The sequence below is a fragment of the Erythrobacter sp. KY5 genome (assembly GCF_003264115.1).
Lineage (GTDB): Bacteria > Pseudomonadota > Alphaproteobacteria > Sphingomonadales > Sphingomonadaceae > Erythrobacter.
Genome location: NZ_CP021912.1, coordinates 1,398,876 through 1,424,083, shown reverse-complemented (window position 1 = coordinate 1,424,083; position 25,208 = coordinate 1,398,876). Strand labels below are relative to the sequence as shown.

The window sequence follows — 25,208 nt, the reverse complement described above, 5'->3', positions numbered from 1 at the left end:
CGAGCGCTTGTTTTTAACCCTTGTCTTGGATTAGCGGACAAAGCCGTGACCAACCCGCTTCAAAACGCCGAATGGCCCCGCCGCGAAGGCCTTGCCGCGCTCACCGCTGCGCTTGGCGCGGACAATATGCGCTGGGTCGGCGGAGCGGTGCGCGACACTTTGCTGGGCGTCGACGTCCACGATGTTGACTGCGCGACGATCCACACGCCCGATCAGGTGATCGATCTGTGCCGCGAAGCGGGTATCCGCACCGTTCCGACAGGCATCGACCATGGGACGATCACCGCAATCCTCGAAGACGGACCGGTCGAAGTCACCACCTTGCGCCGCGATGTCGCGACCGATGGCAGGCGCGCGACCGTTAGCTTTGCGACCGAGTGGCGCGATGACGCCGCGCGCCGCGACTTTACCATCAACGCGCTCTACGCTCACCCGGAAACGCTGGAGATATCGGATTACTTCACCGGTCTCGATGACCTTGCAAAACGGCGCGTGCGGTTCATCGGCGATGCCCGTCAGCGCATTGCGGAGGATCATTTGCGGATCCTGCGCTATTACCGGTTTCAGGCGCGATTTGGTGCCGAACTCGACAAGGAAGCCGAAGAAGCCTGCGCCGATCTGTCGGCAACGCTCAAGGGCCTCAGCCGGGAAAGGGTCGCTGATGAACTGCTCAAGCTCCTCTCCCTCCCCGATCCAGGCGCAACTTTAGAGCGCATGTTCGACCGCGCAGTGCTGCGCGTGATCCTGCCCGAAACCGCGCTGCGACATGTGGAACAATTGCGCGAGCTGATCGAGCGCGAGGCCGAGCAAGGCTTTGCTGCCGATCCGATCCGCCGTCTTGCGACACTGCTGCCGCCCTCCCCCGACGTCGCCGAAGGGGTCGCGGCCCGCTTGCGTCTGTCCCGGGCTCAGCGTGCGCAGCTTGTCTCCGCATCCGAAAGGCTCGGACACGATATCAGCAGCCACAAGGTGCTCGCCTATGAGCTGGGGACTGCGTTTGCGGTGGACCGTCTGTTGCTGCTGGGCGAAGACGCGACGACCATCGCCGATTGGCAGGCTCCGACCTTCCCGCTCAAAGGCGGCGCGATCGTCGCGCGCGGGGTAGCAGCGGGTCCGGACGTCGCGCGCATCCTTCAACTCGTCGAAAAGCGTTGGGTCAGGGAAGGCTTCCCCGCCGAAGACCGGGTCCAAGCGCTGCTTGGCGAAGAGCTTGAACAGGCGGGATTTTCCGCCTGACCTTTACGTTAAGGTGAGCTTCAGTCGGGCTTCCCTAGACAGGGGTTCAAGTCATCGACTTGTCAATTTGGCCCCGTGCCGTTAGGGAACCGCACTGCGCCCTGGCCGTTTATCGGTTGTTGCGCGCTTCCATCGCTGTTGGACTGCCATCAGGTATACGCGCCGGTTTTGAGCGCCGTGAACCAGTAAGTTCTTCATGCGCGCGCTGCCCTCTCATCATACGGCGGCCATCCGAGGAATACAGTAACTGGAGAGTTATCACTATGAAGTTTGCAAAGCTGGCTGTCCTGGCCACCGCCATGGCTGTGACCCCGATCGCAGCGAACGCCCAAGATGTTGGCGCGACCGTTTACGGCAATGACGACGCGCCCATCGGCACCGTCGAAGCCAACGCCGACGGCATCGTCACCGTCAACACCGGCAAGCACGCCGCCCCGCTGCCCGCAAACCTCCTCGCAGAACGCGAAGGCAAGTGGACCGTCAACGCCACCAAGGCGCAGATCGACGGCATGATGGACCAGCAGGTCGCTCAGGCCAATGCAGCGCGTGACGCCGCTCTCACCGAAGGCGCGACGGTCATGAGCGCAGACGGCATGCCCGCCGGTGTCATCTACACCGTCGACAGCGAAGACACCGTCATCGTGAAGAATGACGGCGGCATCGTTACCCTCACCCGCGAAGCTTTCGCAACGGATGCAAACGGCCAGCTGATGGCTCTGTATTCGATGGAACAGCTGACCGCGAACACCACTGCCGTTCCTGAAGGCGCTGAAATCCTGACCCCGGCACAGGCCGCGGCCAAGGCAGCCGAAAGCGAAGATACGGCAGGCGCGAGCGAGTAACGCTCACTTAAAATTGCAAGGGCCTTCGAAAGAGGGTCTTACAAGAGCCGCGGTCATCGGGGATGGTGACTGCGGCTTTTTGTTTGGAAGTAGCCTGTTCAACCCGCTTGTTCATCTTCGTCATTGCGAGGAGCGTCAGCGACGAAGCAATCCATCGCGCAATCTATCTAGCTTTCGCGAGTTGATAAGTTCGACCCATGGATTGCCGCGCGCCCTGCGGGCGCTCGCAATGACGGCTAGGTTCAAAGGAAACGGTTATTCTTCGGAAAGCCCTGCGGCGGCAGTCTTCCCGCTGCACCGCGCGCGACCTTCCATTGCCAGATCTCGTTCTCGGTCCGGGTCCGTTCGCCCGATCCGCCCATCTGCCAGCTGAGGCCGTCTTCCAGCACGAAGGTCGTCGCATCCGACAGTCCGCCATCGCGATAGCGTTGCAGCATCACGCCCTGCCCGCGCGCCATGATCGGCATTTCCTCAAGATTGAAGACGATCAGCTTGCGGTTCTCGCCCACTGCCGCGACGTGGTCGTGGTTCTCGGGCACTTCGCGAATGACCTGAAGCCTTGCATCGCCCTTGAGGTTGACGACCTGCTTGCCCTTCTTTGTTTCGGCCAGCAGTTCCTTGGTCTCGGCGATAAAGCCCTTGCCGTTGCTGGATGCGAGCAGCAGTCGGCCGCCCTCCTTGTGCACCAGCATCGCGGCGATCTGCGTTTCGGCGGGCAGGTCGACCATCGTCCTCACCGGCTCGCCAAACCCGCGCGCGCCCGGCAGCTTGTCCGCGCCCAGCGTGTAGAACCGCCCATCGCTGCCTGCGATCAGCAGCTTGTCGGTGGTCTGCGCGTGAAGGATGTAGGCGAGCGCGTCGCCTTCCTTGTATTTGAACTCTTGGCTCAGATCGACGTGGCCTCTGGCCGCCCGGATCCAGCCCTTTTGCGACAGGATGACCGTGACCGGCTCCTTCTCGATCATCGCGTCCATACTGAATTCAACCGCCGGAGCGGCTTCCTCGATCCGCGTGCGGCGGGCACCCAGCGCGGTGTCTTCGGCATAATCCTTGCGGAGTGTGCGCAGGTCTTTCTTCAATCGCGTCCGCTGGCGGGCCGGGCTTTCGAGCAGCTTGTTCAGGTCGTCCTGCTCGGCCAGAAGGTCGCTCTTCTCCTGCTTGAGCTCCATCTCCTCAAGCTTGCGCAAGGACCGTAGGCGCATGTTGAGGATCGCCTCGGCCTGTCGGTCGGTGAGGCTGAATTCGGCCATCATCACCTGTTTGGGCTCATCCTCGTAACGGATGATCTCGATCACCCGGTCGAGGTTGAGGAACGCGATGATATATCCCTCGACCAGTTCCAGCCGCCGCGCGATCTGGTCGAGACGGTGCTGCGTGCGCCGCTGGAGGATCTCGATCTGCGAGGCGGTCCAGTTCTGGAGCAGCTCTTTCAGACCCATCACCATAGGCGTGCGCGTCGCGTCGAGCACGTTCATGTTGAGCCCGAAGCGGGTCTCCATATCGGTCAGCTTGAAGATCGACTCTTTCAGCAATTCCGGATCGACATTGCGGCTGCGCGGAATGAGCACGATGCGGATGCTCTCATCGCTCTCGTCGCGCACATCTTCCAGGATCGGCAGCTTCTTGTCCGCGATCGCCTGCGCGATCTGTTCGATCAGCTTGCCCTTGGCGACCTGATAGGGAATTTCGGAGATCACCAGCTGCCACTGGCCACCGCCCAGCCGCTCGATCCCTGCAGCCTGGTCCTCGGCCTTTTCGGCTTCGGGCGCGTGGAACACGCCGCGCAGGCGGAAAGACCCGCGCCCGGTGCGGTATGCTTCGGACAACACCTGCGCGCTGTCGACCAGCTGACCGCCGGTGGCAAAGTCCGGCCCCGGCATAAGCTCCATCAGGCGTTCATGCTCGACATGCGGATTGTCGATCAGCTCAAGCGTCGCGTCGATCACTTCGGCGACATTGTGCGAAGGGATGTTGGTCGCCATGCCCACCGCAATCCCGCTCGCCCCGTTGCCGAGCAGGTTGGGGAACAGCCCCGGCATAAGCTCGGGCTCTTCCTCTTCGCCATTATAGGTCGGGATGAAATCAACCGTGCCCGCATCCAGCCCGTCCATCAGCTGGATCGCGGTCTTGGTCAGACGCGCTTCGGTGTAGCGGTAGGCGGCGGCGTTATCGCCATCGATATTGCCGAAATTGCCCTGCCCTTCGACCAGCGGATAGCGCAGCGAGAAATCCTGAGCGAGACGGACCATCGCGTCATAAGCGGCGGTGTCGCCATGCGGGTGATACTTACCGATCACCTCACCCACGACGCGCGCGGATTTCTTGAACGTGCTGTCTGGCGCGAGCTTCAGCTGGCGCATGGTCCACAGCAGCCGCCGGTGAACCGGCTTCAGCCCGTCACGCAGGTCCGGCAGCGAGCGCGCGGTGATCGTCGAGAGCGCATAGACAAGGTATCGTTCGGACAATGCCGCATCGAACGGCGCATCGACGATCGTGTCGAATTCATCAGAATCATCGGTAGTCGTGGGTTCAGCCATCCCACCCGCTTAGCAACGCCTTGCCGGTGGGTGGAGAGGCGTTTCCACAGGGAAAGGCGCATCTCCCGCTGATCTCATCTCTGGCACGGGCAATCGGCGGATTTGGAACGCAAAGGCCCCGGTCTTTGTAGCTTAGACGTACACAGACACACCAATGAAGGGATACAGACATGAAACGCGTACTTATCGTCGCAACCAATGGCTTTGAACAATCGGAGCTTATGCAGCCCAAACAGATGCTTGAAGAAGCAGGCGCCGAAACCATCGTCGCAAGCCTCGAAGATGGCGAGATCAAGGGCTGGGAAGATGGCGACTGGGGCGAAAGCGTGCCTGTCGACCTGACCATCGATGAAGTGAGCGTTGGCGACTATCACGCGCTGCTTCTGCCGGGCGGCCAGATGAATCCCGACATCCTTCGCATGGAGGAATCGGTGATCAACCTGATCAAGGAATTCGACAATGCCGGCAAGCCGATCGCAGCGATCTGTCACGCACCGTGGCTTCTGATCGAAGCCGATCTCGTCGACGGCAAGACCGTGACCGGCTGGCCCTCGATCCGCACCGACCTTGAAAATGCAGGCGGTGAAGTAATCGACGCCCGCGTAGCGGTCGATGGCAACATCATCACGAGCCGCAATCCGAACGACGTCCCCGCCTTCACCGAAGCGCTGATGGATGCAACGACGATTTCGAGCGAAGCTGACCGCGTTCTCGAAAACGCCTGATCCAGACGAACACCTCAAGGCCTGACACCGCGCCTTTGTTCAAAGATGTGGAGTTATGGTCGGCCCTTGGCGCACCCCTTCATGGGGTCGGCCATCGGCTCCCTTCCCCGCCGTGCCCCTCCAAGCGCGGCGGGGTTTTTGCGTGTGTAACTGCGGTCAGTCCGGCGCGTCTCGCTCTTTGCGTAGCGCGGCGACATCGTCGCGCAGCATCTTGAGCTGATGGATGATTTCCTCGCGCTCACCATGCGCCTCGTCTTCGGTCGCCTCCGCCATGGCATTCACGATCACACCGATGAACAGGTTGAGAACGATAAAGCTGGTGAGCAGAATGAAAGGCACGAAAAACGCCCAAGCGTAAGGGAACTGCTCCATCACCGGGCGCACGATCCCCATCGACCAGCTTTCAAGCGTCATGATCTGGAACAGCGAATAGAGCGAAGCCCCAAGGTTGCCGAACCACTCCGGGAAGGCCGCACCGAACAGCTTCGTCGTCATGACTGCGCTGATGTAGAAAAGCAGGAGCAGCATCACGATCACGGTCCCGATGCTCGGGATGGCGCGGAAAAGGCCAAGGATAACCTTGCGCATGCTGGGTACGACCGAGATGAGCCGCAATGCCCGAAGAATACGAAGCGCGCGCAGGACCGAGAACTGGTCGCCCGCCGGCAGCAAAGCAGCGCCCACGATCACGAAGTCGAAGACGTTCCAGCCATTCTTGAAGAAGGCAAGGCGGTAAGCGAACAGCTTGATCGAAAGTTCGACTACGAAAATCGCGAGCGCAATCCTGTCGAGCAGCGACACGATCCCGCCCGCTGCCGCCATGACTTCGGAGGATGTTTCCAGCCCCAGACCGATCGCGTTGATGACGATGATGGTGATGATGAAGCGCTCAAAGCCGCGCGTCTCGACCAGCGCTTTGGCGCGTTCCTGCAAGGTCATGCGCAGCTACATCCGCCTCGCGTCGTGGCTTTCGCCGGGCACGCTGACCGTGAGCCCGTCAAGCTCTGGCGTGAGGTCGATCTGGCACGACAGGCGCGAGGTGCGCCGCGCGCCGGCGGCGAAATCGAGCATATCTTCCTCTTCTTCCGAAGCTTCGGCAAGCTTGTCGCACCATTCAGCCGCGACGATCACATGGCAGGTCGAACAGGCCATCTGCCCTTCGCACGTCCCTTCGAGCGGAAGTCCGGCTGCCTGCCCGACCTTCAGGAGGTTTTCTCCCGCTTCCGTCTCGCATTCGATGGCGTTGCCGCGCGGGTCGATAAATGTGACTTTCAGCCCCACTTTTCCTGCTCCTTGGCCGCTGCATTGATCGCCTTGGCAGCAGTCTCAATGTCATCCGGCGATGTATAGCGCCCCCAGCCCAGGCGGATCGAGGACTTCGCCTGCTTGTCGCTGAGCCCGATGGCCTTGAGCACGTGGCTCGGTCGGCCAGATCCGCTGGCACAGGCGCTTCCCGCAGAGAACATCACATCGCGGCACTCGCTCATCAGGCGCGCAACGTCGAGGCCGTCCTTTCGAATGTTGAAGTTGCCCTTGTAACGAGCCGTGTCGCTGCCGTTCAATTCCCACCCGTCGAACAGGTCGCGGGCGCGGTTCCATAGCTCTTCGACGTGTTGCTCATCCCCAGCCATGCGCTCTTTCGCAAGCGCGGCTGCCGCGCCGAACCCTGCGATGAGAGCCGGGCTGAGCGTTCCTGAGCGCTCGCCTTCCTGAAGGCCGCCGGTGATCTGCGGTTGAAGCTCCAGCCCGTCGCGGACCCAAAGCGCGCCGATGCCTTTGGGTCCGTGAAACTTGTGCGCGCTGATCGCGATCATGTCGGCATGGGTTATCTCGATCTTTCCATAAGCCTGCACCGCATCGATCAGGAACAACGCATTGTTCTCCTTCGCCTTGCGATGCCAGTCGATCGTGGGCTGGATCGTCCCGATTTCATTGTTGACTGCCATGACCGCGACAAGGCGGCAATCGTCAGGCAGGTCCTGCCTGGTGTTGCATTGGCCCTCACTCGACACGTTGAGGACATGCGCACCGCCCAGCGCGGTGGCCGTCTCGGATACGGCGGCGTGTTCGATGGACGATATCGAAATGGACCCGCCGCTACCCGATCCGCGCATCGCCAGGTTGATCGCCTCGCAGGCATTGCCGGTGAAGATTATGCGTCCACCCGGTGGCAGCAGCGCCGCAACACGCTCACGCGCGAGTTCAATCGCCGCCTTGGCCAGTCTCCCCAACTTGTGCGGCGAATGCGGGTTGGCAAAAGCCATCCCGTCAGGCCCGTCGAGCCACCGCATCATCGCATCGCGCGCTTCGGGTGCGAGCGGGGTCGTGGACTGGTAGTCGAGATAGATCATGCGCTGGGCACCATGGGTTTAGAGCAATTCGGACAGTTCTGAAGCGTTTCCACTCCCCGGAAATGGGCCGAAATCTTGTGATTGAAACCCGAAAGCCCGCAATTCATGCAGCGCAGCGAGATCAGCGGCCAGAACAGCGCGGCCAGAACGGCGAGGCCGCTCCACGCGGTGTCATTGACCCAAACCTCGATCATGGGGATCAGCCATGCGAACTGGCCGAGTTTGAAATAGACTTTCCACTGGCTGAGCGTCACGAGAGCGACCTCCAAGCTTCTGCAAATTGTTCCAGTTCTTGCGGCGTAGTCGACCAGCCGATGCTCACCCGGATCGTGCGCGAGGCGACATCGTCCTGTACGCCGAACGCATCGAGCACGCGGCTTTTCTTGAGCGTGCCCGAGGAGCAAGCACTGCCCGCAGACACCCCAATGCCCATCGCGTCGAGCCGGATCAATAGCGCTTGGGCCGACATGGTTGGGTGCGTGAGTGCGACGATGTAATCGACCGCTTCGCCGATGGTCAGACGGTCTGCGCCCAGGGCCTTGGCAAAATTGGCGCGCTCATCAGCAGTGGTTGCCCACTCACCCGCTTCGAGCGCTGCCGCCATGCCCATTGCGCCGGGAAGATTTTCGGTCCCCTGCCTGTATCCCCGCTCGTGCCCGCCCATAGGCTCAAGCAGATTGAAATCGCGGACCAGCAGCGCGCCGATCCCGATCGGTCCGCCGAATTTGTGCGCGGAAACCACAAGCATGTCCGCATCGGGAAGGTCCAGCTTGCCCGCGCTTTGCGAACAATCGGAGAGGATCAGCGCGCCCGTGCGCCTCACCGTCTCGGCCATTTGCGAAACCGGGTTGATGGTGCCCGTTTCCGAATTCACGTGCTGCAAGCAAAGGATCGTATCGCCATCGGGCGGGTCGTTCTCGTCGAAGATCGGCGCATCTGGCGCAGCGCGGAATACAGCGTCATGCTCGATCGCGCTCACCACCCGGCGCTTTGCCTTCGACCGGCCAAGCGCGAGGGCAAGCGCCTCACTCGCACCGCTGGTGAATATCACCTCGCCATCCCACCCAAGCGCCCGCTTGATCCGATCGCGCGCGTCTTCGAGTGCCTGCTTCGCCTTGCGCCCCTCGGCATGGGGCGAGGACGGGTTCGCCCACAGCGCAAAGCCCTCCTCCATCGCCGCACGCGCTTCGGGGCGCAGGGGCGAAGTGGCAGCGTGGTCGAGGTAAATACGTGTCTTAATGAGAACGATTCTCGATAAATTGCACAATGGATTGCGACTCGTATATAGAGCGCAGCCTCGCTGCTGCCAGCCGGTTGTCAGCGCAACCCATTTCACAAGGTTCTACAGATGCCATCAGTCATCTTTCCCGGTCCCGAGGGCCGCCTCGAAGGTCGTTTCTCTCCTCCGCCCCGCCCGCGCGCACCGGTTGCGATGATCCTGCACCCGCACCCTGAAGGCGGCGGCACGATGAACGACCGGATCGTTCAGCGGCTCTACAAGACCTTCGCCGACCGGGGGTTTGCGGTCCTGCGTTTCAACTTTCGCGGTGTCGGGCGCTCTCAGGGCAGCTTCGACAATGGGGTCGGTGAGCTTTCCGACGCGGCTAGCGCGCTTGACTGGGTGCAGTCTATCCACCCCGAGGCGCAAACCACATGGGTTGCAGGTTATTCGTTCGGCGCGCTGATCGGAATGCAATTGCTGATGCGCCGCCCTGAAGTGCGCGGCTTCATCTCGGTCGCGCCGCCTGCGAACATGTATGATTTCTCATTCCTCGCACCGTGCCCGGCAAGCGGCATTTTCGTGCAGGGAGCTGCCGATACCGTGGTCCAGCCGAACGCCGTTCAGAAGCTCGTCGACAAGCTGCGCACGCAAAAGCACATCACGATCCACCACGACGAGATCCCGCGCGCGAACCATTTCTTCGAAAACGAAATGGAAGAGATGATGGCGAGCGTCGACAACTATCTCGACTTCCGCCTCTCGCCGGATTGTCCGATCAAGTGATTTGACGACCACTTGATCGTTTCCAGATGGCGTTCGCCCATCCGGGCGAACTCCTCGGCGCTGTTCCTCAATCGCTTCGCTCAATTGGGCGCCTGCGGTCGCGCGGTCGCGCTTGCGACGCCTTTGGCATCGTCGAACGACCTGTCACGCACTTGCACATGGAACGGTCTCTCTGGCGAGGATGACAACCGGAAAGTCATCGCGACCGATTGTTGCGCCGACGCGCAAATAATCTCCATTTCTCAATAGGTTGCGATTGCGAACGGGTCGCATTTGGCAACTCGATAGTTCTTGCCAGCCCGATGTAATGTTGCAACATTCCTCTTCTGCGAGGTCAACAGGCCCTGACAGGCAGGCCCCGCAGCGCTCGTCGCGACAAGAAGAGGAGATGTCCGCATGAGTTATGCAAACACCGCAAATCGTCCCAATCCCGCAGCCGCTTTAGGCGCGCTTGGAATACCCGCCGCAGTCGGTGCCGTTCTGGTGCTTGGCCTGGCGGTCACGGTCGTCCCTCCTGTCGAGATACCGGGCATCAAGGGCGTCACCGTCCCGATCGAACCGATCGAGGAGCCGGTCGAGCCAGTGGTCGATCCCACTGAGCCGCCCAAGGCTGATCCTACAGACTTCCGCGCCCCGGAAACCCCGGCCCCGCGTCCTCTCCCGCCATCAGGACCGATTGACGTTGGCCTGGACACAAGCGGACCGATCACGGGCCTGCCCGGTCTTGGCGAGATTGATACAGGCGGGGTCGGCGGCGATTTCGTGCTCCCCACTCCTTCACCGCGCTATGACCCGGTGGCGGCCGCGCCGCGCGGGAGCCCGGGCCGCTGGATCACCGACCGTGATTATCTCACGCCGTGGATCAATCGCGGTTACTCGGGCGTTGCCGGCTTCACGCTCAGCATTGATGCAAGTGGCAAGGTCACGGATTGCTCCATCACCCGCTCGACCGGGCACACGGCGCTAGACGAGGCGACCTGCCGCCTGATTGAGAGCCGCGCTCGGTTTAATCCGGCGCGCGACAGCAACGGAGCGCCGGTTGCAGGGCGCTATTCCAATCAGGTTGCGTGGGAAATTCCGCAGTAAGGCGGGCAAAAGCGGGCGGCTGAACCTATTGCCCTTCAGCCGCCCCGCTCGCATCCGGCGCACTCCCCATCGGCGATGACCCGTCCGAATTGGGAATTGTCCAGATCAGCACATTCGCAATCGCCACAATCGCAAGAACGACCATGAGCGCGGGCTGTTTCGCCTCGCCGGTGCGCTTCCACATGGCATAGGCACCCAGCAAAAGCAGGATCGCGGCAAGCATCACGATCGACAGAACAAGGTCTACGGTCACTTTACGAGAAGCTCCTTTAAAGCGCGAAACTGTCATAGCACTGGCACAAGTGGTGACTAGCGTTTAGCGTGCCCGATGGACGGTAAAATGGAGAGACACATGGGAATTTTCAGCTCAATCAAGAACGCGATTTTTGGCGACGATGAAGAGGATAAGAAGCCGGTCGACAGGCCGGACACCAAACCAACCGCGACAAGCGGACCCAAAGAGCGCGCCGCAATCACGCTTGACGAGGTGGAAAACCGCATTGGCAACATTCCGGGCGCTGACAAGCTGAACTGGCAGACCTCGATCGTCGACCTGATGAAGCTGGTGAAGATCGATCCGAGCTATGAGAACCGCAAGGAACTCGCCACCGAACTCGGGATGGTCGACTATTCGGGCACGGCAGAGCAGAACATCGCTCTCCACCGCGCCGTGATGAACAAGATCGCGCTTGCTGGCGGTGTCGTGCCCGGCGATCTGAAGAGCTGATTGACACGCGTCATGCGCCCGGTAAGCCATGAGCGCATGAACGACATTCCAACAAACTTCACACGCCGCCAAGCTCTGGGTCGAATTGGCACCGGGCTTGGCGGCGTTTCTGCGATTGCGCTGCTCCCAGGATGTGCGGGGGCGGCGTACGAACCCGTCACCGGCGCACCGGCCACGTATGGCCCCGACGAAATGCTCGACCGCATTGCCTATGCGATGCTGCGGCATGAACCGGGCCGTGCGACCGGACTTGGCGTCGATACCGGCGAGTTCGCAGACTGGCGCGGTACGCTTGGCGCGAGTGGCGGCGAAGGGCGCGAGGCTTACAAGACCACCCTTACCGAATTGCTCGCCGACGCGCGCAACTACCCAAAGCAAGGTCTGACCGCCGATCAGCAGGTAGGTTTCGAGGTCGTCGAAAGCGCCTTTTCCAAGGCTATCGACGGCATGAACCTGCCTTATGGCGATGTCGCGGTCGGCAGCTGGCGCAATGCGCCCTATCTCGTGATCCAGAATGTCGGCGGCTATATCGACTTCCCGCGTTTCTTCGGCGCGACCCAGCCGCTGCGCGATGCGCAGGACGTTGAATATTACCTTGGCCGACTGAATGAAGTCAGCGCGGTCCTCGATGGCGAGCTTGACCGTATTCAGGAAGCGCGCGGCATGGGCCTTGTCCCGCCCGACTTCCTGCTCGACAAGACCATCGCCCAGATGGAAGCGAACATCGCGGCAGCTGCCGATGCGGGCGGCGCCTATGCTGAGCCGCTGCGTGCTTCCGATCTCGCTGCTGCGAATGCAGCCGCTCAGCAGGCCGAGGCGATTACGAGCGGGAAAATCGTCCCCGCGCTCCAGCGCCAGCTTGCAGAACTGAAAATCCAGCGCGGCCTTGCAGGCTCAAGTGCCGGAATGTGGGCGCAGCCTGAGGGCGAGGAATGGTACAGCTGGTCGACCAGCGCCTCGACCACCACGTCGCTCACCCCTGACGAAATCCATGAGCAGGGTCTCGAGGAGCTGGCCGAATTGCATGGCCGTATGGACCCGATCCTGCGCGAGCTTGGCTACACGCAGGGCACCGTGGGCGAACGGATGCAAGGCCTATCCGAAGACCCGCGCTACCAGTTTTCCGAAGGGGACAAGGGGCGCGAGGAAATCTTCGAATTCATCGATGAACAGATCCAATGGATCAAGGCGCAAATGCCGCGCGCCTTCACCGAGCTGGTTGACCCCAACATGGAAGTGCGCCGCATTCCGGTTGCTGAAGAAGCGGGTGCGCCGGGCGCTTATGGCGGGGCTGGCAGCAAGGATGGGAAGATACCGGGCCGGTTCTGGATCAACCTTCGCACGACCGACCTGCACCGCAAATACGACCTTCCAGACCTCACCTTCCACGAAGCGATCCCCGGCCATGTGTGGGAGGGCGAATATTCAAACCGCCTGCCGCTCATCCGCTCGATCCTGGCATTCGGCGCGTTCAGCGAAGGCTGGGCGCTTTATGGCGAGCAGATGGCCGATGAGCTGGGCGCTTATGACGACTTCAAGGTCGGACGGCTCGGATACCTTCAAAGCCTCGCCTTCCGCGCCTGTCGCCTCGTCGTTGATACCGGCCTCCACAACAAGCGTTGGACACGCCAGCAGGCGCGCCAGTTCTTCGTCGAGCGCAACGGCTCCAAGGAAGAGGAAGTCGCAAGCGAGGTCGATCGTTATTGCAGCTGGCCGGGTCAGGCGTGCTCATACAAGATCGGGCACTCCGAGATCCTGCGCCAGCGCAGCCGCGCTCAGGCCGAGCTTGGCAGTGCTTACGATTTCCGCGCATTCAACACTGCTGTCATCTTGGGCGGCAATGCGCCGCTCGACGTGGTCGGCAAGACAGTCGGTCGCTATATCAGGGACGCCCGCGCCTAGGGTGCCCCCGCCGCCTTTGCGGGCCGCATTTGGAGTGAGATCAGGTGGAGCAACTCGGACAAGACCTTGAGACGATGCGCCGCGTGCCACTGGCGGATTCCCATGTCGAAGAGATTTGCAAGATCGGCCACGAACGCAGCTATTCCAAAGGCGACACCGTGGCCGATATCGGCGATCCGATGGACACCTTCGTCTACGTCCTCGAAGGCGAGATCGAAGTGGTCGATCCCTATACGGGTGAGCGTTTGCTCGAGGCGTCGCTGGGTCCGACACAGTTCATGGGCGAGATCGGCTTTCTCAATCGCGGCACCAATTATCTCAAGATGCGGGCGGCCAAGGACACACGCGTGATTGAAGCGCCGCGCCCCGACATGCTCAGGCTGATGGAGCGCATTCCGGAGCTGTCGGACCACATCATAACGGTCTTCGCCGCGAGGCGCCGCGCTCAGTTTGAAATGTCCAACGGTTCGGTGAAAGTGATCGGAGCCGACCGCGATGGCGCGGTGCAGGAAGTCGAACGGTTCTTGTCGCGCAACCGCATTCCCTTTTCGAGCTACGATATGGATTCGGGCGATAGCGAGACGCTGGAAGCGTGCGACATTCTGAACCACGAACCCGGCGTGATCCTCGGGACCGATCAGAAGCTCAACGATCCCACCCCGCGCAAGGTCGCGCAATTTCTCAATCTCGACCTCGACATCTGCTCACAGCGCGAGTTCGACCTGTTGATCGTCGGCGGCGGCCCTGCAGGTGTCGCGGCGGCAGTCTATGCAGGATCCGAAGGGCTCGATGCGCTGGTGATCGAGGATATGGCAGTGGGTGGTCAGGCCGGAACGTCGAGCCGGATCGAAAACTACATGGGCTTTCCGACCGGCATCAGCGGCACTGATCTGACCTATCGCGGACAGATACAGGCGCTGAAATTCGGAACGCGCTTTGTCATGCCGCGCCGCGTGATCGGACTGACCAAGCGCGAGGATGGTTCGTTTTGCGCCAAGCTCGACGATGACGACGAAATCTGTGCCAAGGCCGTTCTGGTGAGCACCGGGGTTCAATACCGGCGCCTGCCGCTCGACAACCTCGAACGTCTCGAAGGTGCCGGCATCTTCTATTCCGCGACCGAAATGGAAGCGCGGTTCTGCTCCAACACCGAAGCGGTTGTGATCGGCGGCGGCAATTCGGCAGGGCAGGCCGCGATGTACCTGTCGCGCAGCGCCAGATGCGTTCACCTTGTCGTGCGTTCGGACAGTCTCGCCTCGTCCATGTCGAGCTATCTTTCGAGCAGGCTGGAGGCCGATGACCGGATCAACATCCATTACAACACCGAAGTGACCGCCCTTCACGGCGAAGACTGGCTGAACGGTGTCACTCTTTTCGGTAATGATGGAGAGCGCCGGCTCGATACGCGCGCACTGTTCATCATGATCGGGGCGGCCCCCAACACCGAGTGGCTCTCAGGGCTCGTCGAAACAGAGGACAATGGCTTTGTGCGAACAGGCGCAGAGGTCGGGCGCGAGACCCCGTTCGAAACCGGCACAGACGGCATCTTCGCAGTTGGCGATGTGCGCTCGGGCTCGGTCAAGCGCGTTGCCAGCGCGGTCGGCGAAGGCTCCGTCGTCGTCAGCCGGATATGGACCTATCTCGACAAATTGCGCGCCGACGAAGACGAAGCCACCGACGGCTAGCGCTTCATCATTCCGCCGACGATTGAGCCGAGAATGCCGCCCAGCGGATTGCTCGATCCGCCGCCAGCGCCGCTGGGTGCCTGCCCGGTTGCCTGTTTCGCCATGTAGCCGGCCACCGCCATCGCCAGGATCGGAAGCATCTTCTTGAGCAGGCCTTCATCGAGGCCGGTCATTGCGGCGACTTCGCCTGCTACCGAACGGCTGACATCCTTGCTGCCGAATATGTTGCCGAGAATGTCGTTGCCCGGTGCGGTCGGGGTCGGACTTGACCCCAGGACTGCGTCGAGAAGTCCGCCGCCCAGCATCCCGCCAAGCCCGCCAGCCGCAGACCCGCCGCCGCCGCCGAGGATCGCGCCTGCAAGACCGCCCAGCCCGCCCATCGGATCAGGCGTGGTCGTACCGCCGGTCGCGCTCCGGCCCAAGCCGGCAACGATTGCCGGGAGCAGAGCGCCCGCCGCAGTCTTGGCGGTGCCCTCATCGACACCCAATTCTCGCGCCATCGAGGAGATGGCTCCGGTCTGCTGAAGCATTGCAGCAAGGCTCATATATATTCTCCTGTTTGGGCAGACAGCCCGTTACTTCCGACCGAAAAGGCCTGATGCGATACCCGCGATATCGTCGATCGCGCTGCCATCGCCGTCACGGTCGAGAAATGCGGCGAAACCTGAAATCTGGTCGCTGCCCTCAACCTTGCTGGCCATTTCACCAAGGGCAGATTCGCCGCCAAGTTGCGCAACGATGGCCTGAAGCGCGCCTGTGTCGAGCGGGCTTTTCTGCGCTGCGTGCTCAACGGTGTCGCCCGGCTCGTCATGGGCTTGCCCAAGGGCGGCCAGCCCTTTTTCCACCAGTGCCGGATCAAGGCCGACCTGCGCCGCGAGGCTGGCGACGGTGTCGGGCGAACCGGATACCTGTTTCAGAATGCTGTCGAGCGCGCTCATTGTAATCTCCCCCATTTCGAATCGCTGGCGAGTGTGGAGCAAAGGCACGGCAATTCAAAGAAAAAGCCCCGCTCCGGCTTGTGGACCGGGCGGGGCCTCCTCTCCAACTGTGAATTCAGTGGGTCACGCAGCGATCGGCGATGCAGGTGCTGCCTGACGGACGCCTTCGTCGACATGCGCTTCGAACTCGGCGAAGTTGTCGATGAACAACTGCACAAGCTTTTGCGCGGTGGCGTCGTAATCGTCCTTGTCCGCCCAAGTGCTGCGCGGGTCGAGGATCGACTGGTCGATCCCCGCTTCGGCCAGAACAGGTACGTGCACGGGCACGTCGAAACCAAAATTCGGATCTTTGCGGCATTCGACATTATCAAGGTCGCCGTCGAGCGCCGCGTTGAGCAACGCGCGGGTCGCCTTGATCGGCATGCGATTGCCGACGCCGTACTTGCCGCCGGTCCAGCCGGTGTTGAGCAGCCAGCACTGCACGCCGCCCTTGGCGATGCGCTCTTTCAGCAGGTTGCCGTAAACACTTGGGTGACGCGGCATGAATGGCGCGCCAAAGCAGGTCGAGAAGGTCGCCTCTGGCTCGGTCACGCCGATTTCCGTGCCTGCGACCTTGGCGGTGTAGCCGGACAGGAAGTGATACATCGCCTGATCGGGCGTCAGACGCGCAATCGGAGGCAGCACGCCAAACGCATCGGCGGTGAGCATCACGACGTTGCTCGGCACCGGGCCAAGGTTGTCCTTGCTCGTGTTCGGAATGTAATCGATCGGGTAAGCGCCGCGCGTGTTCTCGGCGAGCGTGTTGTCGTCGAAATCGAGCTCGCGCGTTTCGTCATCCATCACGACGTTTTCGAGCACAGTGCCGAAACGGCGCGTGGTCGCGTAGATTTCCGGCTCCGCCTCTTCGCTCAGCCGGATCATCTTGGCGTAGCAGCCGCCTTCGAAATTGAAGACTGCCGTGTCGGACCAACCATGCTCATCATCGCCGATCAGCGTGCGCGAAGCGTCGGCGGAAAGCGTCGTCTTGCCCGTGCCCGACAGGCCGAAGAACACAGCAGTCTTGCCATCGGCGCTGATATTGGCCGAGCAGTGCATCGGCATCACGCCCTTGGTCGGGAGCAGATAGTTGAGAATGCCGAAGACGCTCTTCTTCATCTCACCGGCGTAACGCGTTCCACCGATCAGGATCAGCTTTTCGGTGAGGTTCACCGCGATCACTGTCTCGGAATTGGTGCCGTGGCGCTCGGGATCTGCCTTGAATGTCGGCAGGTCGATGATGGTATATTCGGGCGCGAAATCCCCGAGTTCCTCAGCAGTCGGACGCACCAGCAGCGTGCGGATGAACAGGTTGTGCCAGGCAAGCTCGTTGATCACGCGCACATTGACGCGGTGCTCTGGCTGCGAACCACCGAACAGGTCGGCGACGTAGAGCGTTTCCTTGCCCCCGACCGCTTTCATGAAGTCGGCCTTGAGGTTGGCGAAATGCTCCGGCGTCATGCTCTTGTTGACCTTGCCCCACCACACGGTGTCCTCGGTCGTTTCGTCGCGAACGATGAACTTGTCGTTCGCGCTGCGGCCGGTTTTTGCGCCGGTCTGAACGACGAGCGCGCCGTGCTTGGAAAGCTTGCCTTCGCCAGCAGCGATCGACGCTTCGACCAGCGCGGATGTGCCAAGGTTGGAATGGATTTCAGCTCCGGTCTCAATGCCCTGGGAGCTAAGCGGCTGGGCGAGGGGGATCAACGTATCTTCTCCTGGTACGACAAGTGTTTCGTGTCCGAATTTTCGTGTGGGCCCGCCAACCGTTGCGAAGCGCTGTGCAATGAAGCCTGATAAAGCGATTCGAACGGAGGAATGTCCGCGATCCCAGGGGCGGCATATCCGTGCTTTCGGCCTCCGTCAAACCGGCCTAACTTCGCTGCATTGCACAATATTTTGAGCCGTCGCGCACCCGTGACTTCATGGACGCAAGCCGATTGTTTCGCCCGTCGTAAAGCGCTACCGCTGACCTTGCGCATAAGGAGGCGCGCAATCGATCATGGCAGGCGAAATCAGCGACATGCAAAGCACAGAGGTCGCCTCAGGTGCGTCTGCGAACACAGAGACCCGGCGCGAAGCGATCGAGATCGCTCTGGTCGACGATGATCGCAATATCCTGACCACGGTATCGATCGCCCTCCAGGCAGAAGGCTTTGTCACGCGCCTTTATTCAGACGGCGAGACCGCTTTGCGCGCATTGATAGACAATCCGCCCGACCTTGCCGTGTTCGATATCAAGATGCCGAAGATGGACGGGATGGAGCTTTTGCGCAGGGTCCGCGCGCATCAGGCTATCCCAGTGATCTTCCTGACCAGCAAGGACGACGAGGCCGACGAAGAAGCAGGGCTTGAACTGGGCGCGGACGATTACATCGCGAAACCTTTCAGCTTGCGTCTGCTGACCGCCCGCATCAGGGCGATTTTGCGCCGGGCGGAACCCGACCGTGCGCTCGGACATGAGGCGAGCGCTCCCGATCCGGTCCACCCAAGCATCGACCGCGGGCGGCTCTTCATGGACCCGGCCCGCCATCACGTGACTTGGGACGGCAAGCCGGTGAGCCTCACCGTGACCGAGTTCCTGATCCTCGAAGCGCTCGCCTCGCGCCCCGGCGTGATCAAGAGCCGCAATCAATTGATGGACGCCGCCTATCCCGACGATGTGTTCGTCGATGATCGCACCGTCGACAGCCACATCAAGCGCATGCGCCGCAAGTTTCGGGTCGTCGATTCCAGCTTTTCCGCAATCGATACGCTTTACGGCGCCGGCTACAGTTTCAACGATGGCTAGCCGACATGGGTAGACTTGCAGGAGAAGCGCTGGGTGATGCCCAGCCAGCGATCGGTCGCGCGCCCGAACGACCAGACCTTGCCGGTCGCCTGTCGCTTACCGCGCGTATTCTGGCGGTGAACATCCTTCCGCTCGCGCTGCTTTCGGGCGGGCTTTTCTATCTCGACACCTACCGCACACAGCTCATCAACGAGCGTTTCAAGCTTGCCCGTATCGAAGCGCAGATCACTGCTGAGGCGCTCGCCGGGGCGACGCGCGAGCGGCAGGAGGCGCTGCTGGTACAGATTGGCCGCGAACAGGGAATGCGCATGCGGCTGTTCGATGCCGACGGTGCCTTGACCGCTGACAGCTTTGCGCTGGCAGAACCCGCTTTCGAGTTGAACGACATCACCGATGACAACTGGGAACAGCAATTCGCGCGCTGGCTCGACCGCACGGTCGACACGATCGTCAGCGCCGAAGCGGTCACCGACTATGTCGAACCCGAAGCACAGACAGCCGATGCATGGCCCGAGCTGGTGCAGGCTCGAGAGGACGGCCTCAGCCAGATCCGCCTCTACGACTGGGTTGACGGCACGCCGGTAATCACGGCCGCCGCGCCGGTCGGCCTTCAAGGCGCGACCCTGCTCACGGTGCGCAACCCGGTGGACATAACAGAAAGCGTGCGCTCTGCACGCTCGGCGCTGATGTTTGCCGTGCTTGTCGTTCTCGGCGCATCGGCGCTCCTGTCGCTTTACCTGGCGCGCACAATCGTCTCTCCGCTCCAATTGCTGGCCAGCGCCGCGCAAAAGGTGCGTCAGGGCCGAGAACGCGATGTTGAGGTCCCTCGCCTGCCAGAACGCAGCGACGAGATTGGTCAGCTTGCACGCTCTGTCTCTGACATGACGCTCGCCCTGCGCCAACGGATCGATGCGGTCGACAGCTTCGCCGCAGATGTCGCGCACGAGATCAAGAACCCCCTCGCCAGTCTGCGCAGCGCGGTGGAATCGCTACCCAAGGTCACCGATGCCGACACGCGCCGCGAGCTTGAACAGATCATCACGCATGACGTGCGCCGGATCGACAGGCTGGTCACCGAGATTTCCGATGCGAGCCGGATCGATGCTGAAATGTCGCGCGCCACACGCGAACGGATCGATTTTGCGCAGTTGGTGCGCGCCATCATCGGCAGCCGCGAGTTTCGCGCAGAGAACGAAAACCACCGGATCGAGCTCGACACGCGCGGTTTTGCGGCCAATGTCGATGGGGTGGGTGCGCGGCTTGAACGTGTGGTCGAGAACCTGCTTGATAACGCCGTCTCCTTCTCGCCTCCCGAAGCGCCGATCGAAGTGGCGATCGACAATGACGGCAACTGCGTCACGCTGACCGTAAGCGATTCCGGACCGGGCATCCCTGAGGAATCGCGCGAAAAGGTGTTCCAGCGGTTCCATTCAGTTCGCCCCGATGAAGAGGATTTCGGCAACCACTCCGGACTGGGCCTCGCCATCGCACGCACCATCGCCGAGGCGCATGACGGATCGCTCAGCGCAGTGGCGCGGCCCGACGGGAAACCGGGCGCCTGTCTGAGGCTGCGCCTGCCGGCAGCCGCCTGATGGCCGACAGCCTGATCATGCAGGCCAGCGCCGTCGCAATTGACGGGCGGGCGCTCCTGATCGAAGGCGAGCCGGGGAGCGGCAAGTCGTCGCTCGCGCTGGCCCTGATTGGCCGAGGCGCGCTGCTCATTGGAGACGATGGTGTGACGATCACGCGAACTGGCGAACAGTTGATCGCCAGCGTTCCGCCCAATATCGCAGGCCTCATCGAAGTGCGCGGTGTCGGTCTTGTCCAATTGCCGGTCGCCCAGCCCGCTCCAGTGTCGCTGATCCTGACGCTTGGTGTGGAGAGCGAGCGACTGCCCGAAAGCGTGCCTGCAAGAACGATCATGGGCTGTGATATTCCTTGCCTACCCTTCAACCCCGGCAGCATCGCCCCTGCCGAGCGTGCACAATGGGCATTGAGAATGCATGGATTGGCGAAATGAGCGCCACCCGCCCTTCCATTCTGAAGCGCGAAGACGCATCTAGAGGCCTATGACGACCGGCCCCGCCAATCCTGCACAATCGCAACAGCGGCTCTTGCTTGTCACGGGCCTTTCCGGTGCGGGGAAATCGACCGCGCTCGACGTCCTTGAGGACCTTGGCTGGGAGACGATCGACAATTTCCCGGTCCGCATGCTCGAACGTCTTACCGGCGACACCGAAAGCGGGAGGGACACCGGCCGCACGCCGCTGGCGATTGGCTTCGATTCGCGCACACGCGGTTTTGTCCCTTCCGAGATTATCGACCTCGTAAAAGCGCTGGCCGACAGGTCCGACATCGCGTTGACCTTCGTCTTTCTCGACTGCGCCGATGCCGAGATCGAGCGGCGCTATAACGAGACCCGCCGCCGCCATCCCATGGCGCAGGACCGGACCGTGAAAGAGGCCATCGCAGCCGAGCGCGAGCTGCTTGAACCGCTGCGCCGCTGGGCCGAAGTGGTTGTGGACACGACCGAATTATCCTCCAATGACCTGCAAGGTCACGTGCGCGAATTGTTCAATGACGAACAGTCGACCGAGCCGAGCCTGACGATCTCAAGCTTTGGATTTGCGCGCGGTATGCCACCTTTGGCCGACCTCGTCTTCGACATGCGCTTTCTCGATAATCCGCACTGGATCGATGGCTTGCGTGAGTTAACCGGGCTCGATGCGCCCGTTGGCGACCATATCCAGGCCGATCCCGCATTCGCGCAGGCATTCGAACAGATCAAAGCGCTGCTGTTGACCTTGCTCCCCCGCTATTCGGCGCAAGGCAAGGCCTATGTCCATGTCGCTTTCGGTTGTACCGGGGGGAGACACCGCTCAGTCTTCACCGCAGAAGCGATGGCTGAAGGCTTGCGCAAGGCGGGGTTTTCGCCCACTGTCCGGCACCGCAATCTGAAGTCGCGGGCGGCAGATGCCATCGAAGGCGAGCCGCGCTGAAGCGACCTCGAAAGATTGCATCGCATGGTGGTAATTGGGTTAGCGGATCTATGTTGCGATATCGCGATAAGCCGCAAGGATACTAACGGACTGAAATACGTATGATCGGTTTGATCCTGGTTACCCACGGCCGCCTGGCCGATCAATTTGTCGAAGCGATGGAACATGTCGTTGGTCCTCAGGAGGCCGTCGAAACCGTGTGCATCGGCCCGAACGATGACATGGAACAACGGCGCGCTGAAATCGCCGATGCGATCGAGAAAGTCGACGCGGGCGAGGGTGTTGTGATCCTCACGGATCTGTTCGGCGGGACCCCTTCGAACCTCGCGATCTCGTTGCTTGACACGGGACGCGTCGAAGTCATTGCAGGGATCAACCTGCCGATGCTCATCCGTCTTGCTGGTGCGCGCAAATCGATGGGCGTGGTCGAAGCGGTCGAAGCGGCACAGACAGCCGGGCGAAACTACATCACGGTCGCCAGCGAATTGCTGGGCAACGATACGCCCAAACGCGCAGCAGGCGGAGGGAAATAGCCCTGCGATGAGCGAAGTTCGCCAGACCGTCACCATCGTCAACAAGCGCGGCTTGCATGCGCGTGCCAGCGCGAAGTTCGTCGGCGCGGTCTCAGCCCTTCCCGAACCGGGTCAGGTGCGCGTTGCCAAGGGCGGAAACGAAGCTGCCGGCGGCTCGATCCTCGGCCTGATGATGCTGGGCGCGGCGAAGGGCGATCAGGTGGAAGTGATCGTAGGCGGCGATGGATCTGAGGCTGTGCTGGCACAACTCGTCGCACTGGTCGAAGACGGTTTCGGCGAAGACTAAGCTGACAGGCACGTAAACGGGACGAAGGCGCGCCTTATGCGCAAGCACATCACCGGTTTTTCCAATCCGACGGTCAAGTACCTGCGCTCGCTGCGCGACAAGAAACATCGTCGGCGTGCGGGTCAGTTCCTTGTCGAGGGGCTGCGGTTGCTTGAGGATGCGCGCGTGTCAGGTCATCTGCCGCGACAGCTTGTGATGGCGGAAAACCGTGCTCCTCACGCTCTGATCGACCGGCTCGAAGGAGAGGTCGAGACTGCGGGCGGCGAAGTCATCACCACGACACCGGACATTCTGTCAAAGATCACCGGCAAGTCGAACAGCCAAAGCGTGGTTGGCGTGTTCGACGAATTCGAGACGTCGCTTGCGCAACTTGACCGGGCGGCTGCCCCGATCTGGCTGGTGGCACAAGATCTGCGCGATCCGGGCAATCTGGGCACGATGCTGCGCACGGGCGACGCTGTAGGAGCCGGCGGGTTGATCCTGATCGATGACTGCGCCGATCCTTTTAGCGCCGAAGCGGTGCGGGCCAGCATGGGCGCGGTGTTCACGCAAGGGCTCGCACAGGCGCGATGGGATGAATTCGTCGCGTGGCTGCGCAGCGGACCGGGTCAGCTTGTCGCGGCTTCGCTGCGCGATGCGGTGCCCTATCGCGCGGCGGCATACCAAGCGCCCTGCTTCATTCTTGTCGGCAACGAATCGCAAGGTCTTCCCGAAGCGTATGAGGCCGAGTGCGACCTGCGCGTCACCATGCCGATGAACGGGCGTGCGGACTCGCTGAATGCGGCGGTTGCGGGCGCGGTGCTGGCTTACGAGGTTCTGGCGAACATCGAGAGCTGATTATTCGGCGGCGTCGCGTTTTTCTTCGGGCGCGGCTTCGCTTGCGTCCTCGATCTTGGCAACATCATCGTTGTTGTAACGCGGGCTGGATTCGACCAGCGGCACCTCGTCGATCTCGCGCTTGCCGATCTCGATCCCCTTTTCCGCAAGGCGGCGTCCTGACGAAAGGACGTTGCGCTCAAAGCTGCCGACGAACTTGTTGTAATTGTTTACGGCTGTCTCAAGCCCCCCGCCGACGCGTTTCATGTGCTCGGCTGCAACGGCAAGGCGATCATAGAGTTCAGCCCCCGCGCGCCCGATTTCAGCCGCCTCTTCGGCCATCTTATCCTGCCGCCAGACCTGCGCAACCGTGCGCGCAATCGCAACGAGGTTGGTCGGTGTCGCAAGCAGCACCTTGTTGTGAAACGCAAAGTCCCAAAGCTCAGGATCATGTTCGAGCGCGGCCGCCACGAAATGTTCGCCGGGCACGAACATCACCACGTAATCGGGCGCGTCGTCAAACTGGCTTTGATAGCCTTTGCTGCCGAGCGTCTGAACGTGGCCGCGCATGGATTTCGCGTGCAGGTCGAGATGCCGCTTGCGCTCTTCCTCTTCATCGGCCTCGAACGCCGCCTGATAGGCATTGAGCGAAACCTTGGCGTCGATCACCAGCTTTTTCTGACCGGGCACATTGACGATAGCGTCAGGCCTCTGGCGCCCTTCATCGGTATCCAGCGATTGCTCGAGATGGAAATCGGTGTGTTCGGCAAGACCGCACTGCTCCAGGACGTTCTGCAAGGCCCGCTCCCCCCAGCGCCCGCGTGCTTTCGGAGCGTTGGTTAGCGAATTGCCGAGCCGCTGCGCTTCCTTGCGAACCTCGTCCTGCGACAGGCGCAGCCCTTCGATCTGCTGGTGCAGCCGCGAAAAGGCATCGGCGCGCTGGCTCTCAAGTTTGCCGACCTGATCTTCATACTTCTGCAGCCGCTCGCTCACCGGCTTAAGCAGGTTCGCAACCGCTTCCTTGTTCTGCGCTTCCGCCTCGCCCAACCGCTTGCTCGCCTCACTCGAAAACCGCTCACGCGCAGCTTCGAGAACCTTGGCGCCGGTGTTTTCGAATTCCTTGAGCAGCTTCTCGCGAGATTCCTCGAGCAGTCGCTTCTGCTCGGCGAAGCCTGCGCGCTCGGCGCGGAAATCGGCGTTCTCGGCGCGCGTCTTGTTGAGTTCTTGCGCCAGCCCATCCGCGCGCGCGGCGCGTTCGGACATGGTCGCAAGCTCGGTCACGCTGTTGCGAAACTTCTCGTTCAGAGCCTTGGTCTCGGCTTCGGCCTCATCAAGACGTACCTTAATGTCTGCAACGGGCCGCGATCCGAAAAACCAGCCGACACCCATGCCAACCGTGAGCCCAAGAAGGCTCGCGAGTGAGAGAAAAACTGACTGCTCCATTTCGACTCCTTGCGCATTGGGGTAGCCCGAAGGCTACCCCGGCTGCGCTCTTCTAAGCGAAGCGGCAACGCATACATGCGTAATGGTCTTCGAACTGGCGCTCGAAATCCCGCATTGCAGCATCCTTCGTATTGAAAAAGCGAGTCGAGCGGCAAACAAAGTTGCCTGCTACGTCACGGCATTGCCAATACCACTTCGATTGTTCCAAGCACAGCTCAACGGACCATGAAAACATGGCTAGCCTCCCTGTGCTTCGGGCTCATCTTGTGGGGG

At 61.5% G+C, this 25,208-nt stretch carries 26 protein-coding genes; 15 read left to right on the top strand and 11 right to left on the bottom strand.

All coding sequences use genetic code 11. The features are described from left to right. Positions 1–45: 45 nt before the first annotated feature. Positions 46–1,236: a CCA tRNA nucleotidyltransferase gene (locus CD351_RS06700; protein ID WP_111991879.1), complete on the top strand. Its 1,191-nt coding sequence runs from the start codon at positions 46–48 to the stop codon at positions 1,234–1,236. A 263-nt stretch (positions 1,237–1,499) separates the two neighbouring features. Continuing rightward, a complete protein-coding gene (locus tag CD351_RS06695; protein ID WP_111991878.1) occupies positions 1,500–2,078 on the top strand; it encodes a hypothetical protein in 579 nt (192 codons plus the stop codon). Between the two features lie 242 nt (positions 2,079–2,320). Here CD351_RS06695 and parC read toward each other — a convergent pair whose 3' ends face one another. Continuing rightward, positions 2,321–4,615, bottom strand: a complete 2,295-nt coding sequence (gene parC, locus CD351_RS06690; protein WP_111991877.1) for a DNA topoisomerase IV subunit A — start codon at positions 4,613–4,615, stop codon at positions 2,321–2,323. 170 nt (positions 4,616–4,785) lie between these two features. Between parC and CD351_RS06685 the strand changes: the two genes are divergently transcribed. Then, positions 4,786–5,340: a type 1 glutamine amidotransferase domain-containing protein gene (locus CD351_RS06685; protein WP_111991876.1), complete on the top strand. Its 555-nt coding sequence runs from the start codon at positions 4,786–4,788 to the stop codon at positions 5,338–5,340. A 156-nt stretch (positions 5,341–5,496) separates the two neighbouring features. On the opposite strand, the gene CD351_RS06680 is transcribed toward CD351_RS06685, so the two are convergent. Genes CD351_RS06680 through CD351_RS06660 form a run of 5 tightly spaced genes read right to left on the bottom strand, consistent with a single transcriptional unit; the run spans position 5,497 to position 8,865 of the window. Next, positions 5,497–6,279 (bottom strand): ion transporter, encoded by a 783-nt coding sequence (locus CD351_RS06680; RefSeq protein ID WP_111991875.1) that lies wholly within the window; start codon positions 6,277–6,279, stop codon positions 5,497–5,499. A gap of 6 nt (positions 6,280–6,285) precedes the next feature. After that, a complete protein-coding gene (locus CD351_RS06675; RefSeq protein WP_111991874.1) occupies positions 6,286–6,621 on the bottom strand; it encodes a 2Fe-2S iron-sulfur cluster-binding protein in 336 nt (111 codons plus the stop codon). Continuing rightward, on the bottom strand, positions 6,612–7,691 hold the full coding sequence (locus CD351_RS06670; RefSeq protein WP_111991873.1) for a cysteine desulfurase family protein: 1,080 nt from the start codon (positions 7,689–7,691) through the stop codon (positions 6,612–6,614). The genes CD351_RS06675 and CD351_RS06670 overlap by 10 nt, the downstream gene beginning before the upstream one ends. After that, complete coding sequence (locus CD351_RS06665) at positions 7,688–7,945, bottom strand: hypothetical protein (RefSeq protein WP_162627640.1); 258 nt, start codon at positions 7,943–7,945, stop codon at positions 7,688–7,690. Before CD351_RS06665 ends, CD351_RS06670 begins: the two co-directional genes overlap by 4 nt. Then, complete coding sequence (locus CD351_RS06660; RefSeq protein ID WP_234027266.1) at positions 7,942–8,865, bottom strand: aminotransferase class V-fold PLP-dependent enzyme; 924 nt, start codon at positions 8,863–8,865, stop codon at positions 7,942–7,944. Before CD351_RS06660 ends, CD351_RS06665 begins: the two co-directional genes overlap by 4 nt. A gap of 174 nt (positions 8,866–9,039) precedes the next feature. Here CD351_RS06660 and CD351_RS06655 point away from each other — a divergent pair, with 174 nt between their 5' ends. Next, positions 9,040–9,696 (top strand): alpha/beta hydrolase, encoded by a 657-nt coding sequence (locus CD351_RS06655; RefSeq protein WP_111991871.1) that lies wholly within the window; start codon positions 9,040–9,042, stop codon positions 9,694–9,696. 396 nt (positions 9,697–10,092) lie between these two features. Next, positions 10,093–10,782 (top strand): energy transducer TonB, encoded by a 690-nt coding sequence (locus CD351_RS06650; protein WP_111991870.1) that lies wholly within the window; start codon positions 10,093–10,095, stop codon positions 10,780–10,782. A gap of 25 nt (positions 10,783–10,807) precedes the next feature. On the opposite strand, the gene CD351_RS06645 is transcribed toward CD351_RS06650, so the two are convergent. Further along, positions 10,808–11,035, bottom strand: a complete 228-nt coding sequence (locus CD351_RS06645; RefSeq protein ID WP_369880803.1) for a hypothetical protein — start codon at positions 11,033–11,035, stop codon at positions 10,808–10,810. A 99-nt stretch (positions 11,036–11,134) separates the two neighbouring features. Between CD351_RS06645 and CD351_RS06640 the strand changes: the two genes are divergently transcribed. The 3 genes from CD351_RS06640 to CD351_RS06630 are packed head-to-tail and all read left to right on the top strand — an operon-like array spanning position 11,135 to position 15,096. Continuing rightward, entirely contained in the window at positions 11,135–11,509 is a 375-nt protein-coding gene (locus CD351_RS06640; protein ID WP_111991868.1) for a DUF3597 domain-containing protein, read from the top strand. Positions 11,510–11,545: 36 nt separating this feature from the next. Next, positions 11,546–13,411, top strand: coding sequence for a DUF885 domain-containing protein (locus CD351_RS06635; protein WP_234027265.1), 1,866 nt, complete (start codon positions 11,546–11,548; stop codon positions 13,409–13,411). A gap of 44 nt (positions 13,412–13,455) precedes the next feature. After that, a complete protein-coding gene (locus CD351_RS06630; protein ID WP_111991867.1) occupies positions 13,456–15,096 on the top strand; it encodes an FAD-dependent oxidoreductase in 1,641 nt (546 codons plus the stop codon). On the opposite strand, the gene CD351_RS06625 is transcribed toward CD351_RS06630, so the two are convergent. The 3 genes from CD351_RS06625 to CD351_RS06615 form a co-directional block, all read right to left on the bottom strand. Then, positions 15,093–15,641 (bottom strand): DUF937 domain-containing protein, encoded by a 549-nt coding sequence (locus CD351_RS06625; protein WP_111991866.1) that lies wholly within the window; start codon positions 15,639–15,641, stop codon positions 15,093–15,095. The genes CD351_RS06630 and CD351_RS06625 overlap by 4 nt on opposite strands. A gap of 30 nt (positions 15,642–15,671) precedes the next feature. Continuing rightward, positions 15,672–16,034, bottom strand: a complete 363-nt coding sequence (locus CD351_RS06620; protein ID WP_111993633.1) for a hypothetical protein — start codon at positions 16,032–16,034, stop codon at positions 15,672–15,674. 123 nt (positions 16,035–16,157) lie between these two features. Further along, the gene (locus CD351_RS06615) at positions 16,158–17,774 is read right to left on the bottom strand and encodes a phosphoenolpyruvate carboxykinase (protein WP_111991865.1); all 1,617 of its coding nucleotides are present in this window, start codon (positions 17,772–17,774) and stop codon (positions 16,158–16,160) included. 316 nt (positions 17,775–18,090) lie between these two features. Between CD351_RS06615 and CD351_RS06610 the strand changes: the two genes are divergently transcribed. The 7 genes from CD351_RS06610 (at position 18,091) to CD351_RS06580 (ending at position 23,513) form a co-directional block, all read left to right on the top strand. Then, positions 18,091–18,858, top strand: coding sequence for a response regulator transcription factor (locus tag CD351_RS06610; RefSeq protein WP_111993632.1), 768 nt, complete (start codon positions 18,091–18,093; stop codon positions 18,856–18,858). 5 nt (positions 18,859–18,863) lie between these two features. Continuing rightward, on the top strand, positions 18,864–20,450 hold the full coding sequence (locus CD351_RS06605; RefSeq protein WP_111991864.1) for a stimulus-sensing domain-containing protein: 1,587 nt from the start codon (positions 18,864–18,866) through the stop codon (positions 20,448–20,450). Next, positions 20,450–20,878, top strand: coding sequence for an HPr kinase/phosphorylase (locus CD351_RS06600; protein WP_111991863.1), 429 nt, complete (start codon positions 20,450–20,452; stop codon positions 20,876–20,878). The genes CD351_RS06605 and CD351_RS06600 overlap by 1 nt, the downstream gene beginning before the upstream one ends. A gap of 49 nt (positions 20,879–20,927) precedes the next feature. Then, positions 20,928–21,857: an RNase adapter RapZ gene (gene rapZ / locus CD351_RS06595; RefSeq protein ID WP_111991862.1), complete on the top strand. Its 930-nt coding sequence runs from the start codon at positions 20,928–20,930 to the stop codon at positions 21,855–21,857. A gap of 101 nt (positions 21,858–21,958) precedes the next feature. Next, positions 21,959–22,390 (top strand): PTS sugar transporter subunit IIA, encoded by a 432-nt coding sequence (locus tag CD351_RS06590; protein WP_111991861.1) that lies wholly within the window; start codon positions 21,959–21,961, stop codon positions 22,388–22,390. 7 nt (positions 22,391–22,397) lie between these two features. After that, positions 22,398–22,676, top strand: a complete 279-nt coding sequence (locus tag CD351_RS06585) for an HPr family phosphocarrier protein (RefSeq protein ID WP_111991860.1) — start codon at positions 22,398–22,400, stop codon at positions 22,674–22,676. Positions 22,677–22,712: 36 nt separating this feature from the next. Then, positions 22,713–23,513 (top strand): RNA methyltransferase, encoded by an 801-nt coding sequence (locus tag CD351_RS06580; protein ID WP_111991859.1) that lies wholly within the window; start codon positions 22,713–22,715, stop codon positions 23,511–23,513. Here the strand turns inward: CD351_RS06580 and CD351_RS06575 are convergent, their stop codons facing one another. Beyond that, the gene (locus CD351_RS06575; RefSeq protein WP_111991858.1) at positions 23,514–24,935 is read right to left on the bottom strand and encodes a DNA recombination protein RmuC; all 1,422 of its coding nucleotides are present in this window, start codon (positions 24,933–24,935) and stop codon (positions 23,514–23,516) included. It lies immediately after the preceding gene. Positions 24,936–25,208: the final 273 nt, after the last annotated feature.